The sequence below is a fragment of the Eubacterium sp. 1001713B170207_170306_E7 genome, assembly GCF_015547515.1.
Lineage (GTDB): Bacteria > Bacillota > Clostridia > Eubacteriales > Eubacteriaceae > Eubacterium.
In genome coordinates this window covers 351,517-367,416 of record NZ_JADMVE010000002.1, presented here as the reverse complement: position 1 = coordinate 367,416, position 15,900 = coordinate 351,517, and the positions used below count along the sequence as shown (strand labels likewise).

Here is a 15,900-nt window from a genome sequence, read left to right as displayed (position 1 = left end):
CTATTTCTCCTCTATAATATTGAATATTTGGTCGACACCGGTCAGCTGCAGCAGCTTAACAACATTTTTCTGTGGGTTGATCAGCGTCATGTCCAGACCCTTACTCATGCTGCCCTTGCGCAGCTCAATTAAAATGCCAATTCCTGTGCTGTCAATATAAGACAGATTGGTTAAATCCAGAAAGATTTCCTTTGTGCCTGCCTGAATTAATTTTTCAATCGGTTCCTTAAACTGCGTGGCGGTATAGATGTCAACTTCTCCCGTAACACATACGCCATCTCGGTCATTTTTCAATTCACTTATTTCAAACATTATATCCTCCTCAACGAACATCGTTTGGCTGTCCACCAGCCCTAAAATGCATTCATTCTACATCACTGCTCTAATTATACCCAAATTTCTCACCTTTGAAACATAAAAAGTAAAAAAAATTCTTTTTTTTGGCTGAGGGTACATTTATACGCCGTCTGTATAATGCTTTTAATTCTAACAGAGAAGCCTTAAATGTAAAGCTGTGCCCGTTCAGGGGGCCCTTTTTGTGACGTCCCGGACTCTGCCGCGTTTTCTGCCCGCCAATCAAAAAGAAACTGAAGACTCAGGTCTCCAGTTTCCGGCGGGACGCTTCCCGCGTCCCAATGTGATCTTTCCTTATTTTACGCTGACTTCAGATTCTTCTGGGCGCCCCAGAAATAGAGAAAGCTGATAATCAGGTTAATGATGCAGCCAATCACAATACTCATGCCAGCGCTGATGTAGATAATCAGGGTTGCGACTGAAAAAATTAACAGGATGACTCCCATGACCCGCAGCAGGCTCGCCTTGGCAGGATTGTCACAGTTCTTGACCGCCATTATGCCAAAAATAAGATTAAAAAGTGAGGTGACCACCATGATAATACCACCCAAAACCGCGGTTGTTCCACTCGCTGAGATGGCGCTGTCGCCGCTCGCATCTGCGGTAAGCGCGGCCAGTCCGCCGCCAGCAAAGGCAAAGCAGGCCAGCGCAAGCCCTGCAATACCAATAATAACTAAAATAATACCTGAGATTTTTAAAAATTGTTTCCCTTCCATTAATAACGCCTCCTTCGTTGACATAGTTTAATTATAGCCATTTAATTCTTTTTTCTCAACGGATTTAACAGTAATAACGCGACCTCAATAGTAAGGGTAAAATATCTCTTTATCCGCAGCGTAAAAAGCTCTGTTTTCGACCAAAACCGCCTGTTTTTTTACCGAAATCGTCAATTTTTACTGAAATATTTTTAATTTTACCGTTATGCGGATTGAAGTCAATTCAGAACTAACGTATACTTTTTATAGAGAATGGAGTAAATCAAAATCAAATGAACCAATCTGAAAGCTTTGAAGCACTCATAAGTGAAACCGAAAACATTTTAAAAAAGCGGCTGAATCCTCACGGAACCAGCAATACCTACCGCACTTACCGGCTTCACTGCGTCAGCTTTATCAAATGGATCGCTGAAAACTACGGGTGTACCACGCTTGCGGCGGCGAGAGTGCACGTAATGCCGTGGCTCCAAAGCCGGACAAAGCTGAGTAAAAATACCCGCATGGTGGATGCCAGCGCACTGGCAAAGCTCTACGATGAGGACCGCCGGTGCTTTATACTGGATTCACCTTATATCCAGAGCCCCAGCCCCGGCACACTGCGCATTTTCTGCATGTCAACCGGGCTGGTCGGCCAAGAGCTTTTCTATCTGAAAAAGAACTGTCTGGTGCGTTTTAATCACCAGTACTTCATCCGTCTGGAAATGCCGGGTGAGCTCCGCATGGTACCGGTCATCGACAACAGCGAAGCGGTTATGCGCATCATTGGCGAATGCAGCCCTGAACCGCTGTGGACAGTTCTGCCCGAGGGCTTTGACTATGAGGCTGCGCGCGGCCATTACATCCGGCGGCTCTACAAAAAACTGGCGCGGCCCGCACACAGGCTGGCCGCGGGCGAGCAATACCGCCTTCACAGCGCCGCCGGTATCCTCGACAAACGCGCCCTGTTCGACGTGGCGCAGTCAACAGGAATTTATGATTACCGGGCTCTGGCTCAAAAAATCAATCGTAAGCCAGACCCCAGCAAAACAAAATCATAAGAGGTATCTATGTACTTATTTTATAATATTGCCCTTCCCTTTGCTGTCATAGCAGGCCTGGGCTTTAATGTGTTTAACAAAAAACTGCGGCTGTCCGACAAAAGAGAAATCCTGCTGACAGTGGCAGCCGTGGCCGTCAGCATCATTCTGGACAAGGCCGTTACCCTTCTCCATGCGACCGTACTGCTTTCGGAGCCGCTGCTGATCGCACTGATCTTCATTTACTACCATCTGGTTTTCCGCCCCTCCATTTACGAAACCGCCTTTGTTTTTTTCGTACTTGAGAGCTATGTGCACATTGTTTCTTTTTTCAGCAATATTCTCGCAGGTGAACTGTCCGCGTCCCTCACATACATCGGCGCCAGCGGCCGTCTCCTTTTGTGCTGCGCGTCTGTGCTGGCATTCACCCTGCCGCTCATGGTTTTCTTTGTGCAGCGGTTTATCAAGCGGCTCATTGAGGCGGCCTCCGGTATGCCCGCTGTGTTCTGGAACTATCTCTGGGGCGTTCCCTTTGTTTTCTATCTCGTCACGACCATGAAGGTTTTCCAGAGACAGGCCTTTCCGGAAGAGCTCACACAGCTCAGCATTCTGGTTTCCATCGCCTGGGTCATTGGCATCTTTGCGGTCAACATCCTGGTGATCCGGATGGCCCTTGAAATCATCCAGCTGACCAGGGATCACGCGCAGCTTGAACTGGCGTCGCTCCTTGTGGAAAAGGAAAAAGACCAGTACCGCCGCATCAAAAGGGATATGGCAGCCACCTCCAAGCTCCGCCACGATCTGCGCCACCATCTCATGGGACTGGAGGGCTATCTGGAAAAGAACGACACTGACGGCGCACGGGGATACCTGCGAAAGATCACGCGCGAGGCAGCGCCGGATGAGAATGTCATCCTCTGCGACAACTGCGCCATCAACGCCATTGCCTGCCATTTTTTTGAACGCGCAAAACAATGCGGCACCGCGGTTTCCAGCGCCCTGCTGATTCCAGACACCCTGCCCGATTCCGAAAACGACCTGTGCGTTTTACTCGGCAACCTTATTGAAAACGCGGTCGAGGCCTGTGAGCGGCAGCAAAGCGGCGTCCGTTTTATCAATGTCACCGCCAGCTTTACAAGCAAAAAGGATTTCTGTATGATGGTTGAAAACAGCTTTGACCACGAAATTCAATACGACAAAAACGGAAACTGCCTTTCCTCCAAGCGCATTACCAGTGCCGCACAGGAGGGCGGCATCGGTCTTTTATCCATTGACAGCATCGTAAAAAAATATAACGGCACGCTCCGCAGGGAAATTGAAAAGAACACCTATAAGGTGCTGATCCTGCTGGAGCTGGAAAACAGCCCGCAGTTCTCAGGAGAAAGTTTATAATAAGGCGTTGCATCTTAACACAACAGGAGGAGGCAGCAATTTGAACATTGCAATTATCGAAGATTTAAAAGAGGATGGTCTGCTTCTCTGCGATTATCTGAAGCAGTATTGTGACGAAAACGAAACCCTCGCAAACATTAAAAATTTTGAAAGCGCCAGCGACTTTCTGGCATGTTTTATCCCGCAGGTTTATGATCTTATTTTTGTGGATATCTATATGGACGGTATGGACGGCATTGAGCTGGCCCGAAAAATACGGGAAACCGACCAGGACTGCATCCTGATTTTTTCAACCACAAGCACCGAACACACCCACGCGCTGGCAGGCTATAAGGTACGCGCATCCGACTATCTCATTAAGCCCTATGATTACAGCACCTTCTCCGAAACCATGCGGTGCTGCGGTGCCGCTGTCCTTGAGAAAAACCATTATATCGAAGTAAAGCATAGCCGCCGAATCATCAAGATTCTGATCCGCAACATTCTTTATACCGATTACTCCAATCACTATATCTACATCTATACCAAAACAGGAACCGTCAAAACCTACATGCCCTTTAAGGCATTTTCTGAAAAGCTCCTGCCCTACCCCAATTTTATCTGCTGTTACCGCAACTGCATGGTCAATCTGGACGAGGTCGATTTTATGGAGGACCGGGATTTCATCATGAGCAATGGCGAAAGAATCGCGATTTCCAAATCGGTGTACCAGGAGATTGTGGCGAACTACCGAAACTACCAGTTTAAAAAGCTCAATCAACTCAAATAAAAAAGGCGGTATGTCTGTGCACATATCGCCTTTTCATTTTTTGTACTTTTGCGCCCGGCACCCTTAATGGCCTTCTAGGTTGGTGAAAATCCACAGGGTCTCACGGTTCTCTTCCGTATAGGTCTTAAACTTCAAAACCCGCAGCTTCACCCAGGAGCCATCCATGCGCTGATAAACCAGCTCTGGTGTAACGCTGTTCTTCAGCTGTTTTTCCAGAAGCTCATAGCGGCAGAACTGCTCCAGCTGCTGACGGTATTCCGGCCTGGCGATCCGCTGCGCATACAGCCGCATGGCTGCGCTGAACACATCGCCGGACGCCTTCAGCATTTCTTCAAAGTAGACCGGGATATATAAATGGCGGATCGTATCCCTGCCCAGATCCACAAAATAAACGCCGTTGAACTCAGGGGCCAGCACCGACAGAAATGTGTCCGTATCCTGCTTTTCCGTCACCAGCTGTTCCATTTTCTGGTTCAGCATACGCATCTGCCGCTCCTTTCCGTTTTTCTGGTAATAGAGCCGTTTATCGCGCTGCATGGCGGCCTCAGCCAGATTGATGATGGCGTTGATATCCGCCGGGCTGTCCCGCCACTCGGAGCCGATGGATATTTCATACCCACGCGTTCTCAGGCGTTCTCTGGCCAGCGCGGCCTTCCTCTGGATGTCAGCTTCCTCACAGGCAAGGCAGAGAACCACAAACTCATCCCCGCCGATACGGTAGACGTCCCATTGTGTGAAAACCTCCTGCAATACATCCGCCACGGCCTTAAGCATCTCGTCACCTGCCTGGTGCCCCAGACGGTTATTGAGCTCGTGCAGCCCGTTGGCATCGACATAGACACAGGCGGCCGGCTGTTCCACTCCGCTCTCAAGCCGGCTCAGCGCCTCGTGAAAGCTGTTGCGGTTCATGGTGCCTGTGAGCGCATCGTAGCTGGCAAGGGTATTCAGCTTCTCATTGATCGCCTCGCTCTTTCGCATGCTGGAGACAATCCAGAAAATGATCACACCGGTCAGCACCGCAAAAACCGCAATGCAGACGCCAAAGGCCGGTCCCCTGACAAAGGAGGCGTGCAGCGTAGACTGGGTCATGGCGGCGATTTCCTCCTCGCGCACACCGGTCAGCAGCACCCAGCCCGTGGACGGGATGGGTGCATAGGCTACATAGCACTGGCTGCCTTCCCACTCATAACTGCCCACGCCGGTCTCACCATCGAGGCCCTTCTGCTCCAGCGTCATGATAGAACGGGTAACCGGGTCCTCCTTTTCGGCCAGAAGCTCCCGGGCGTTGTACCGGGTCTGCACCCATTCAATGTGCTCCTGATTGCTGACCGCTATGTCTGTACCGCTTGTGTCAATCATGTAAGACTCGCCGGATTGGACAAATTTAATGTTTCCAATGAGCTCACTGAGGTGGTAGCCATCCTTTTCCACACTCAATACGCCGACGATGACGTCGCCGCGGATCACCGGGGCAGAGTAGCAGATCACATACTCTCCCTCCTCGTTGAAATACGGCCCGTAAATTCCGGACGCACCCTCAAAAGCCTGGGCAATATCGGCCCTGCCGCGCACATCGCGCTCACGCCCGTCCGACGCCGCGGATCCCGTAGCCGTCACATAAACCATGCGCAGTATATCGGACCGGGTAAACCCTTCGGGAAAGGCCACTGCCTGTCCCTGATCCGCCGACAGTGTGAGTGCGTCGGAAAGCACCACAGCTTCCTCCCGGTTGGCCCGCAGCTCAGACTCTACGGTGGTCACTCCGGAGGCGCCCATGGACTGCATCAGGTTGATGGTATAATCCGTCAGCATATTCTGGAAATTCTGGAACAGCACGATATAGGCGGCAAATATCAAAATGCCCAGCGCGATCAAAAACGTCAGCCCAATGCGGACACTCAGCGACACCACACGTTTTTTTCCTTCGGTTTCGATCACAACACCCCCTGTTCGCTTTCAGCACGCTGCCGGCCAGCGCGGTTCATTCAGTATCCCTATTGTAACATACCCTTTATAATCTCACAACTTATTTTAAAGCCGGCCGCCTCTGGGTTTCCGGCTGCTAAAAAAGCCCCGGCAGGTAACAAAACGTTACGTCCCGGGGCTTTCTCTTTATTTGATCAAACTTTTTTAATCTTTTTTTCTTTTTTGCCGGCCACCCGCGATTCACCCTTGCTGATAACCTGCATCACCTTGGCGATTTTGGCAAAAGCGCCGACCAAGGGGTCTACCACGTCGGATTTAAGATGGGTGACAGAATCCTCTACACCGCCCAGCATGGCGTTGGCCTTGTTGGTCATGTCATCGGCATTCTGCGTGATATTATCCACGTTGTCCATGATGTTATGGATCTGCGCGCGGTTTTCATCCATCAGCTTGGCTGTGGTTTCCAGGGTCGAGCCCAGGTTTTTGAAAACCTTGATCAGGTAGACCGTTCCAAACACAAAAGCAATGGCGATAATCAGAACCGCCAATTCCCAGATACTAAAGCTTACAGTCATCATTTAACAGGCACCCGTCCTAATTTTTAATGACGTCTTTGGCTGCGTCCTTTACATCGTCTGCAACATCAGAGGCCTTGTCGGCCGCGTCAGCCGCTACATCCTTGGCGTTATCCACCGCATCCTTTGCCGCGTCCATGGTATCCTTGGCAGCGTCGGCAACGGCTTCGCCGTCTTCCTTCTGAAGGGCTTCCAGCTCTTCGTTTAACTCTTCGATATCCTGGTTCACTTCGTCCTGGATTTCCTGGATTTTATTTTCAATCTGGTTTTTGTACTGGTTTACCTTATCGGTTACAGAATCGGTCATGTCCTGAAGCTGTTCCTTCAGGTTTTCACCGTATTCCACAGCCTGGTCATAGGCATCACCAAAGGTGTCCTGGGCACCGTCTTTAATCTTGCGGCGTGTTTCTTCGCCGGAGCTTGGGGCAAGCAGAATACCTAATGCACCGCCAATGATTGTTCCGACGAACAATCCGCCTACAAAATAACCCTTGTTACAACTCATATTCTTTGTCCTCCTAGTTTTAAATCGTTTTTATCAATAATATAATAATACCCCAAAAAGCTTAAATTGAACAGCCCTTTGAGGTATTATTGAAAATTTCTTTACTTTTTTTATTTACTTTTCACCAAAATTACTGTGCACCAGCCCGACCAGCGCGTCCAGGGCTTCCTGCTCGTCTTCGCCATCGGCTTCGATGGTGACCGTGGTACCCTGCGCGATGCCGCCGGACATAATGCCCATGATGCTCTTGGCGTTTAGGCGCGCGTCGCCCCTGACCACTTCAATTTTGGACCGGTACTTGCCAGCCGTCTGTACAAACATGGATGCCGGTCTTGCATGCAGGCCGGTAGCGTTGGTAATGGTTACAACCTTACTTACCATTTTTAAATTCACCTACTTACTAAACGATTTTTATTCCTAATTCTGCGATTTTTGCCTGAACCATTTCCTTGACTTCGTCGCCGGTTTCCAGGTTCAGGGCTTTTTCTGCAATGGCCTTTGCGTCTTCATAGCTGACACTGCGGATGATCTTCTTAACCTGCGGGATGGAGGACGCGCTCATGGAAAACTCGTCCATGCCCAGCCCCAGAAGGATCAGGGTTGCCATCGGGTCGCCGGCCATTTCACCGCACATCCCGGTAAACAGGCCCTCACGCGCATGGGAAGCGTCAATCACCGTTTTAACCAGGCGCAGGATGGCCGGGTGCAGCGGATTGTACAGGTAGGAAACCTCCTGGTTCATGCGGTCCACCGCCAGGGTGTACTGGCACAGGTCATTGGTGCCGATGCTGAAGAAATCCACTTCTTTGGCAATGATGTCCGAAGTCACCGCCGCCGATGGAATTTCGATCATCACGCCCACGCGGATGTTCTTGTCGTAAGCCTGTCCCTTTTCGTCCAGCTCCTTCATACATTCTTCCAGGATGCCCTTTGCCTGGCGCACTTCCGATACGCCGGAGATCATGGGGAACATGATCAGCGCGTTTCCAAAGGCAGAGGCTCTCAGGATGGCTCTCAGCTGGGTTTTAAACATGTCCACCTCGCGGAAGCATAAGCGGATGGCGCGGAAGCCCAGGAACGGGTTCATTTCTTCTTCCAAAGGCAGATAGGGCAGCTTCTTGTCGCCACCGATATCCAGCGTACGGATGATAACCGGATCACCGTTAAAGGATTCGATCACAGCCTTATAGGCCTCGTACTGTTTTTCTTCATCCGGCATGGTGTCGCTGTTCATGTATAAGAACTCGGTACGGTACAGGCCGACACCGCGTCCGCCGTTTTTATGCACGCCGTCGGTATCGTTGGGAGAGCCGATGTTACCGACCAGCTCAACCTTGTGCCCGTCGGTGGTCACGGCTTCCAGCTCTTTGAGCTCAGCCAGCTCCCGGATGTACGCCTGGTAGTCTTCCTGCTGTTTCTGATAGGCGGCCAGCTCATCGTCCGTCGGGTTGATCACCGCCTGTCCCTTTAAGCCGTCGACCACAACGATGTCGCCGTTTTTGACCGCGGTGGTGATGTCGCCAAGACCCAGAACCGCCGGGATTTCCAGGCTTCTCGCCATGATGGCGGTGTGGGAGGTACGGCTGCCGATGTTGGTGGCAAAGCCCTTGACACGGGCTTTATCCATCTGCGCGGTATCGGAAGGCGCCAGGTCGTCGGCCACGATGATGGTATCTTCATCCAGAGAGGAGATGTCCACATTTTCAACCCCCATGACATTGTTGAGCACGCGCGTTCCCACATCGCGGATATCGGCGGCGCGGGCGCTGAAATAAGGATCGTCCATCATGTCAAACATTTCAAAAAAGCGGTCGGTCACGGTTTTAACTGCAAACTCAGCGTTGACGCCGTTGGTATTGATTTCCGCGGTAATGCTGTCCACAAATTCCGGGTCATCCAGAACCATGGCGTGGGCTTCAAAGATTTCTGCTTCCTCTTCTCCCAGGTCTCGGGCCGCTTTTTCTTTGATTTTTAAGATCTGTTCCTTGCTTTTTCCAAGGGCATCCTGAAGGCGGGCAACTTCGGACGCGGGATCGTCAACCTTTTTTTCGCTGACTTCCACTTCAACCTTGTCATATACAAATGCCTTTGCAATGGCAATACCAGGGGACGCAATAATTCCTTCTTTTAACATGAAAATATCCTCCACTTTCTATAAGATTCTCTAAATTGTATTTCTACCTTCAAATGCTTTTATCAGTGTGATTTCGTCAATGTATTCCACATCGGCGCCGATGGGAATGCCCTTGGCCAGGCGGGTAACCTTTACGCCCAGGGGGCTGATGAGATTGCCCAGGTACATGGCTGTCGCCTCGCCCTCCGGGGTGGGGTTTGTGGCCATGATCACTTCCTCAATGTCATTTTCACCAATGCGCAGAAGCAGCTCCTTGGCCTTGATATCCTGCGGGCCAATGCCCTCAAGCGGCGAGATAACCCCGTGCAGCACATGGTAAAGGCCGTTATACTCCCGGGTCTTTTCGATGGCGAAAATATCCTTTGTGCTCTGCACAACGCAGATCAGCTTACGGTTCCGGTTGGGGTCGGAGCACACATCACAGCGTTCACCGTCGGTGATGCTGAAGCACTCCGGACACAGCCGGATTTTATCTTTTACATTTAACAAGGCGTTTGACAGACCTTCAATCTCTTCCGACGGAGCGTCGATCAGATGAAAGGCCAGCCTTTGAGCGGTTTTTTCTCCAATACCCGGAAGCTTTCCAAGCTCAGTAACTAATCTCTCAATGGCCTTTGGATAAAAACCCATAATTCACCTCATATTCTGCTGTTTAAGCTTAAAATAACCCTGGAATACCACCAGTGAGCTTGCCCATCTGGCTTTCGGTCATCTCTTCGACCTTTGACAGCGCTTCGTTGCAGGCTGCCATGATCAGGTCCTCCAGCATTTCAACATCGTCTTCATCTATAACATCAGGATCTATTTTTACAGATGTAATCATCTTCTTTCCTGAGACCGTCACTTTGACAGCGCCGCCGCCAGCGGTGGCTTCCACCTCTTTCTCCTCCAGCTCTGCCTGGGCTTTTAACATTTCGTCCTGCATTTTCTGGATTTGCTTCATTATATTATTCTTGTTTCCCGGCACGCCTCCTGGCATTCCTCCGGGCATTCTTCTACCACGACCCATTTTTACCTCCTAAAAATTTTTATCGTTTTAGACCAAAATATTATATCATTAAATTTCAATATTTCCATATAAATTTTTACATTTAATAAAAGCAGAAGGATATTTTACATAATTTCTCAAACAGTCCTACCCTTTTACCTCCACGACCTCCACACGGTCGTCGTTGATGATGGTTTTTGTCTTTTCAAGGATGGACATTTCGTCATAGTTTTTTTCCACCAGCTCAAGATCCAGCGCGTACGCCTCCCCGCCCAGGTCACACAGAGTCTTTTTCACAAACTCAAACATGGCCGGAAGCTTTAACATGCCCATTGCCGCCTGGCCCTCCTTGTCCGCTGTAAAACGGAGCACCAGCTTCTTGTCCCCTTTATGCGCCAGCTTACAGCTCATCAGTGAATGAACCAGCATCTGCTTCTGCTTCTGGCAGCTCCGCACCAGTCCGGTGTACAGGGTATCGGTGTTCACGCCGCCTCCGTCGGTTTTAGCTTCCGCTGCCGGCGGCTCCGGCGCGCTCACGCTGGCGGCCGGTAAAGCTTCCGGCTCCGGTGCGGCCTGGACAGCCGCCGGCTCCCGGGCCGCTGTCTGTGCGGCTGCCCGCATTTCCTGAACCCGGCTTTTCGCCGCGTTATCGGGGCGCTGAGATGCTGCCTGGGCCTGCCTGACTGGCGTTCCCGTGCCCGCTGGCCGCCCCAGCTGCCCGGCCAGTCTTTCCGGCGGCTCCGGTACCATGGTTTTCACCAGGCTTTCAGGATCGCAGAGTTTTAACAGCGCCATCTCCACAATAATGGCGGCCAGCCCGCTGTAGCGCAGCTTGTTTTTTTCCTCAATGAGAAAATCAATCATGCTGTAAAACCGCTGGTCCGGCACATTCTGCCCCATATCCGCCAGGGTGCGGCAGGCACTCTCGGTAATGCCCAGTATTTCCTGGCTGGCAGCGCCGGTAGTCTTAACAATGAGCACCTTGCGCAGGTAGTCAATCAGCTGGCCAAACACCAGCCCGCTGTCGCGTCCGGCTTCGCGCATTGCCTTAAATTTCAGCAGCACGCCGCCCTTGTCGCCGGCCAGCATGGCCTGTACCAGCCCGGCGACCTGATCCTCGTCCACCATGCCCATAAAGGCCAGCACATCCTCATAGGTAATGGTTTTATCCGCCTCACGGATGTCAATGACCTGATCCAGCAGGCTCAGCGCGTCACGCATGGAGCTGTCGCCCCGGTAGGCGATAAAATCAATGGCCTCCTGATCCATGTCCACGCCGATGTCCTTCAGAATACGCCCGATCTGCCCGGCGATCAGCTCACTGGAAATCGGCTTGATGTCAAAGCGCTGGCATCTGGACAGAATCGTCATGGGCAGCTTGTTGGGCTCTGTGGTGGCCAAAATAAAGACAATGTGCTCCGGCGGCTCCTCAAGGGTTTTTAACAGTGCGTTAAAGGCTTCCTTGGTAAGCATGTGCACTTCATCAATGATATATACCTTATACTTACCCATTGTAGGTGGATATTTCACCTTTTCACGGATTTCCCGTATTTCATCAACCCCGCGGTTGGACGCACCGTCGATTTCGATGATGTCCATGACACCGGGCTTCTCAATATTCAGGCAGGTGCTGCAGGCATTGCAGGGGTTGCCGTCCTCGTTGTGTTCACAGTTGATGGCCCGGGCAAATATCTTGGCGATGGATGTTTTTCCTGTTCCACGGATTCCGGAGAACAAATAGGCATGCCCCACACGGCCCGATAATATCTGGTTTTTTAAAATGCGCGTAACGTATTCCTGCCCCACAACACTGTCGAAATCCTGCGGGCGGTACCGTCTGTATAACGCTAAATATGCCATGATCCTCTCCTCTGTTTTTTCTTAACCTTATTATAATATAACGCGTGTTTTTTGTATAGACCTTCCCTTTACTTGTCTCGATTTATCATGTATAATATTAAGAATAACTGTATAAATATACGTGAAGGGAAATCTTATGGAACACTCGAAAAAAATAAAATTTCTGGCAAAGTGCGCGCTGTTTGGCGCTGCCATCATCTGGGGAAGCTCCTTCTTTGTGGTTAAAAATACCGTGGATATTTTTACACCACACATGCTGCTGGGCTTCCGGTTTACCATCGGCTGTATTCTGCTGGCGGTTATTTTCCGCAAAAAGCTTAAGCTTCTGGATAAGGGCTATTTTATCAGCGGCGCCGTGATCGGCTTCTGCCTCTTTGCCGCCTACAGTCTCCAGACCATCGGCATCACCGATACCACACCCGGGAAAAATGCCTTTCTAACCGCGATTTACTGCATTATCGTCCCCTTTTTATTCTGGGCGGTGGATAAATCCAAGCCGGATGTTTACAACTATCTGGCCGCTGTTATCTGCATTGTGGGCATTGGCCTGGTCTCACTGACCGAGGGGCTTACCATTGGCTTTGGCGATGCCTTTACCCTGCTGGGCGGGCTGTGCTTCGCGGCACACATGGTCGCAGTGGCCAAGCTGGGCCGGGACCGGGACCCCATCCTCATCACCATCCTTCAGTTCGGCTACGCGGCCATCTTTGCCTGGATCGCCGGCTTTGCCACCGAGTCCCTGCCCACAGTATGGACCCTTGACAGCGTCCTCGGGCTGCTGTTTCTGGCGGTCTTTGCCACCGCGGTGGCCCTGCTGCTGCAAAACGTCGGGCAGAAATACACCCACCCCTCTGCCGCTGCCATTATCCTGAGCCTGGAATCCGTTTTTGGCGTTTTGTTCTCCGTGATCTTTTACGACGAAGCCCTGACCCCTAAACTGATCATCGGCTTTGTCCTGATCTTTATCGCCATCATCGTCTCCGAAACCAAGCTTTCCTTCCTGCGCAGAAAGACGCCCGAGGGGGAGATTCCCGAAAAAGCCTGTGATTAATTCTCAACAGGCTTTTTCTTTTTTCTTTTTTGGGTATAAATAACCTATTCTATCAGTATCCAGAAAGGAAAATATCCATGTACAATTTATTGGTTGGCGGCGCAGCTGGTGACGGCATTGACACCATGGTCGCTGTGCTTGAAAAAGTTCTGAAGAAGTCCGGCTATTTTGTCTTTTCAGCCCGTGATTTCATGTCCCGTATAAGGGGCGGCCACAATTTTACCCTGGTCCGCTTCGGCCCAGAGCCCATCACCTCACATTCCCTCGAGGTAAACGGCATTATCGCCATGGACGAGGAGACCATTTCCAGGCACCAGGACGAGCTGGCAGACGGCGGCTTTATCCTCTGTGACATTGGCCTCAAAACCGATCATCCCCACGCGTTAAAAATTGATATGCGTAAAAAATCCAGCGAGCTGGGCAACCCCAAGGTCGCTGGCGTCATCGCCATGGGCGCAGTGCTCAAACTTTTTGGCGAGACCCTGGAATCCGCCGAGACCGTGCTCGCGGACTCCATCAAGCCCGCTTTTCTGGAGATGAACCGCCAGGGGCTGCTGTTCGGCTACGACAGCATGGAAGCGCGTTACCAACACCGGCCCGCAAGCTACAGCGATTACCTGCTGCTAAGCGGCAACGACGCCATCGCACTGGGCGCTCTGGCCGCAGGCCTCCGGTTCTATTCCGCGTATCCCATGTCCCCCTCTACCTCCATTCTCAACTATCTCGCCGATACCAGCCCGGCCACCGGCGTAATGGTGGAGCAGGCAGAGGATGAAATCGCGGCCGTCAACATGGCCATTGGCGCCTCCTATGCCGGCGCGCGCGCCATGACAGCCTCCGTCGGCGGCGGCTTCGCGCTCATGACCGAGGCGGTCGGCTTCTGCGGCATTGCGGAAATCCCGCTGGTCATCGGCGATATTCAGCGCCCCGGCCCGGCCACCGGGCTGCCCACCCGCACCGAGCAGGCCGACCTGCGCTTTGCCATCGCCGCCAGCGCCGGCGATTTCCCGCATATGGTCATCGCCGTCAAAAACCAGGAGGACGCCTTTTACCAGACCGTGCGCGCCTTTAACCTGGCCGAAAAATACCAGATGCCCGTCATTTTGTTGAGCGACCAGTACCTGGCCGACGGCACCGCCACGGTTCTTCCCTTTGACCTGAACACATTGGAAATAGAACCCGCAGGCGCATCCCTGACTGGCGCCCCCGAGGATTACCGCCGTTACGAGATCACCGAAAACGGCATCTCGCCGCGGCTTATCCCCGGCAAAACCAAGGCCATTGTCACCACCGACAGCGACGAGCACGACGAGATGGGCGCCATCACCGAATCCGCCGAAATGCGGAACGCCATGGTCGAAAAACGCGCCCGCAAAATGGCCGCCCTGCGCTATGAGCTTAAAGAGCCCGACTTTTTGGGCGATAAAGACTTTAAGACCCTGCTCATCGGCTTTGGATCCATGTGGGGGCCGCTAAAGGAAGCCGTGGAAATCCTCAATGAAAAAAACCCCGGCGGCTACGGCGCCCTGGTGTTCGGCGATGTCTTCCCGCTGCCGCTGCAGGTGCTGCGCGGCTTCGCAAAGCAGGCAGAAACCATCATGAACGTGGAACAGAACGCCACCGGCCAGCTGGCCGCCTTACTCCGTGAAAAGGCCCTGCTGCGCTGTGACGCTTCCGTATTAAAATACGACGGCCGCCAGCTCTCCGGTGAGGAGATTGCCGACGCTGTCATGAAGGGAGAAAACAAATGAGTACCTATATCAAGCACGAAACCGCCTGGTGCCCCGGCTGCGGCAATTTTATGATCCTCGACACCTTAAAAAGCGTCCTGGAAGACCTGGATCTGCCCAACGACCAGGTGCTCCTGGCTGCCGGCATCGGCCAGGCCGCCAAGACACCACAGTATCTGAACGCCAATGCCTTCTGCGGGCTGCATGGCCGTTCCCTCCCCGCCGCCCAGGCGGCAAAAATGGCCAATGACAGGCTGACGGTCATCATCGACACCGGTGACGGCGACTCCTACGGCGAGGGCGGCAACCATTTTCTCCACGCCGTCCGCCGCAACGTGGACATCACCCACTTTGTCCATGACAACCGTATCTACGGCCTGACCAAGGGGCAGATTTCCCCCACCACAGACGCCTGTACCGAGCACAGTGTCAACAAAGTATGCAACCTGAACACTCCTTTTAATCCGCTGGCCATTGCCCTGACCGCTGGCGCCACCTTTGTGGCCCGCAGCTTCAGCGGCAATAAGGAGCATCTGGCCGCAATGATGAAGCGCGCCATCCGCCACAAGGGCTATGCGCTCCTGGACATTCTTCAGCCCTGCGTCAGCTTCAACAAGGTCAACACCTTTAAATATTATAAGGAGCATGTGGATATTCTGGACGAAAGCCACCCCACAGACGACCGCATGGCCGCTCTGGCGCTGGCCATGACCAAAAGCGACCGGATTCCCATTGGTGTTTTCTATGAAAATAACCAGCCGGCCTTTGCCGAAACCCATTCCGTGCTGTCCGCAGGCCCGGCATTGGTGGACCGGGAGACCAATTTAGAAAACATCACGACGCTGATGAACGCGTTTGTGTGATCGCAAAAACCCCGGGACGTC

General features: G+C 52.1%; 16 protein-coding genes. 6 read left to right on the top strand and 10 right to left on the bottom strand.

From position 1 onward, the window contains the following. A complete protein-coding gene (locus I2B62_RS07040; protein ID WP_195268280.1) occupies positions 1–312 on the bottom strand; it encodes an STAS domain-containing protein in 312 nt (103 codons plus the stop codon). Positions 313–653: 341 nt separating this feature from the next. Next, positions 654–1,070, bottom strand: coding sequence for a hypothetical protein (locus I2B62_RS07035; RefSeq protein WP_195268279.1), 417 nt, complete (start codon positions 1,068–1,070; stop codon positions 654–656). Positions 1,071–1,342: 272 nt separating this feature from the next. Here I2B62_RS07035 and I2B62_RS07030 point away from each other — a divergent pair, with 272 nt between their 5' ends. Genes I2B62_RS07030 through I2B62_RS07020 form a run of 3 tightly spaced genes read left to right on the top strand, consistent with a single transcriptional unit; the run spans position 1,343 to position 4,247 of the window. After that, the gene (locus I2B62_RS07030; protein ID WP_195268278.1) at positions 1,343–2,107 is read left to right on the top strand and encodes a hypothetical protein; all 765 of its coding nucleotides are present in this window, start codon (positions 1,343–1,345) and stop codon (positions 2,105–2,107) included. A 9-nt stretch (positions 2,108–2,116) separates the two neighbouring features. Continuing rightward, a complete protein-coding gene (locus I2B62_RS07025) occupies positions 2,117–3,478 on the top strand; it encodes a sensor histidine kinase (protein ID WP_195268277.1) in 1,362 nt (453 codons plus the stop codon). A 40-nt stretch (positions 3,479–3,518) separates the two neighbouring features. Beyond that, positions 3,519–4,247 (top strand): LytTR family DNA-binding domain-containing protein, encoded by a 729-nt coding sequence (locus I2B62_RS07020; protein ID WP_195268276.1) that lies wholly within the window; start codon positions 3,519–3,521, stop codon positions 4,245–4,247. Positions 4,248–4,310: 63 nt separating this feature from the next. Here the strand turns inward: I2B62_RS07020 and I2B62_RS20785 are convergent, their stop codons facing one another. The 8 genes from I2B62_RS20785 to dnaX all read right to left on the bottom strand — a co-directional run bounded on the left by I2B62_RS20785 (position 4,311) and on the right by dnaX (position 12,235). Continuing rightward, complete coding sequence (locus I2B62_RS20785; RefSeq protein WP_195268275.1) at positions 4,311–6,185, bottom strand: diguanylate cyclase; 1,875 nt, start codon at positions 6,183–6,185, stop codon at positions 4,311–4,313. Between the two features lie 182 nt (positions 6,186–6,367). Beyond that, complete coding sequence (locus I2B62_RS07010) at positions 6,368–6,751, bottom strand: DUF948 domain-containing protein (protein ID WP_195268274.1); 384 nt, start codon at positions 6,749–6,751, stop codon at positions 6,368–6,370. Between the two features lie 16 nt (positions 6,752–6,767). Next, on the bottom strand, positions 6,768–7,253 hold the full coding sequence (locus I2B62_RS07005; protein WP_195268273.1) for a YtxH domain-containing protein: 486 nt from the start codon (positions 7,251–7,253) through the stop codon (positions 6,768–6,770). A gap of 114 nt (positions 7,254–7,367) precedes the next feature. After that, positions 7,368–7,634 (bottom strand): HPr family phosphocarrier protein, encoded by a 267-nt coding sequence (locus tag I2B62_RS07000; RefSeq protein ID WP_195268272.1) that lies wholly within the window; start codon positions 7,632–7,634, stop codon positions 7,368–7,370. A 19-nt stretch (positions 7,635–7,653) separates the two neighbouring features. Beyond that, on the bottom strand, positions 7,654–9,387 hold the full coding sequence (ptsP, locus tag I2B62_RS06995) for a phosphoenolpyruvate--protein phosphotransferase (protein ID WP_195268271.1): 1,734 nt from the start codon (positions 9,385–9,387) through the stop codon (positions 7,654–7,656). Between the two features lie 30 nt (positions 9,388–9,417). Continuing rightward, entirely contained in the window at positions 9,418–10,017 is a 600-nt protein-coding gene (gene recR / locus I2B62_RS06990) for a recombination mediator RecR (RefSeq protein ID WP_195268270.1), read from the bottom strand. Between the two features lie 28 nt (positions 10,018–10,045). Then, positions 10,046–10,378 (bottom strand): YbaB/EbfC family nucleoid-associated protein, encoded by a 333-nt coding sequence (locus tag I2B62_RS06985; RefSeq protein WP_347707801.1) that lies wholly within the window; start codon positions 10,376–10,378, stop codon positions 10,046–10,048. Between the two features lie 144 nt (positions 10,379–10,522). Continuing rightward, positions 10,523–12,235 carry a DNA polymerase III subunit gamma/tau gene (dnaX, locus tag I2B62_RS06980; protein ID WP_195268268.1) on the bottom strand — a complete coding sequence of 571 codons (1,713 nt, stop codon included), beginning with the start codon at positions 12,233–12,235 and terminating at the stop codon, positions 10,523–10,525. 136 nt (positions 12,236–12,371) lie between these two features. On the opposite strand from dnaX, the gene I2B62_RS06975 reads away from it, so the two are divergent. The 3 genes from I2B62_RS06975 to I2B62_RS06965 all read left to right on the top strand — a co-directional run bounded on the left by I2B62_RS06975 (position 12,372) and on the right by I2B62_RS06965 (position 15,879). Beyond that, positions 12,372–13,286 (top strand): DMT family transporter, encoded by a 915-nt coding sequence (locus I2B62_RS06975; protein ID WP_195268267.1) that lies wholly within the window; start codon positions 12,372–12,374, stop codon positions 13,284–13,286. Between the two features lie 77 nt (positions 13,287–13,363). Then, a complete protein-coding gene (locus I2B62_RS06970; protein ID WP_195268266.1) occupies positions 13,364–15,037 on the top strand; it encodes a 2-oxoacid:acceptor oxidoreductase subunit alpha in 1,674 nt (557 codons plus the stop codon). Next, entirely contained in the window at positions 15,034–15,879 is an 846-nt protein-coding gene (locus I2B62_RS06965; RefSeq protein WP_195268265.1) for a 2-oxoacid:ferredoxin oxidoreductase subunit beta, read from the top strand. Before I2B62_RS06970 ends, I2B62_RS06965 begins: the two co-directional genes overlap by 4 nt. Positions 15,880–15,900 lie beyond the last annotated feature (21 nt).

What these genes read in the sequence shown, in the direction of transcription:
- I2B62_RS06985 (WP_347707801.1), bottom strand. Translation starts at nt 10,378, where the DNA reads ATGCCCGGAGGAATGCCAGGAGGCGTGCCGGGAAACAAGAATAATATA.
- I2B62_RS07005 (WP_195268273.1), bottom strand. Translation starts at nt 7,253, where the DNA reads ATGAGTTGTAACAAGGGTTATTTTGTAGGCGGATTGTTCGTCGGAACA.
- I2B62_RS07035 (WP_195268279.1), bottom strand. Translation starts at nt 1,070, where the DNA reads ATGGAAGGGAAACAATTTTTAAAAATCTCAGGTATTATTTTAGTTATT.
- I2B62_RS07040 (WP_195268280.1), bottom strand. Translation starts at nt 312, where the DNA reads ATGTTTGAAATAAGTGAATTGAAAAATGACCGAGATGGCGTATGTGTT.
- ptsP (WP_195268271.1), bottom strand. Translation starts at nt 9,387, where the DNA reads ATGTTAAAAGAAGGAATTATTGCGTCCCCTGGTATTGCCATTGCAAAG.
- I2B62_RS06970 (WP_195268266.1), top strand. Translation starts at nt 13,364, where the DNA reads ATGTACAATTTATTGGTTGGCGGCGCAGCTGGTGACGGCATTGACACC.
- I2B62_RS07000 (WP_195268272.1), bottom strand. Translation starts at nt 7,634, where the DNA reads ATGGTAAGTAAGGTTGTAACCATTACCAACGCTACCGGCCTGCATGCA.
- I2B62_RS07010 (WP_195268274.1), bottom strand. Translation starts at nt 6,751, where the DNA reads ATGATGACTGTAAGCTTTAGTATCTGGGAATTGGCGGTTCTGATTATC.
- I2B62_RS06965 (WP_195268265.1), top strand. Translation starts at nt 15,034, where the DNA reads ATGAGTACCTATATCAAGCACGAAACCGCCTGGTGCCCCGGCTGCGGC.
- I2B62_RS07025 (WP_195268277.1), top strand. Translation starts at nt 2,117, where the DNA reads ATGTACTTATTTTATAATATTGCCCTTCCCTTTGCTGTCATAGCAGGC.
- recR (WP_195268270.1), bottom strand. Translation starts at nt 10,017, where the DNA reads ATGGGTTTTTATCCAAAGGCCATTGAGAGATTAGTTACTGAGCTTGGA.
- I2B62_RS06975 (WP_195268267.1), top strand. Translation starts at nt 12,372, where the DNA reads ATGGAACACTCGAAAAAAATAAAATTTCTGGCAAAGTGCGCGCTGTTT.
- dnaX (WP_195268268.1), bottom strand. Translation starts at nt 12,235, where the DNA reads ATGGCATATTTAGCGTTATACAGACGGTACCGCCCGCAGGATTTCGAC.
- I2B62_RS07030 (WP_195268278.1), top strand. Translation starts at nt 1,343, where the DNA reads ATGAACCAATCTGAAAGCTTTGAAGCACTCATAAGTGAAACCGAAAAC.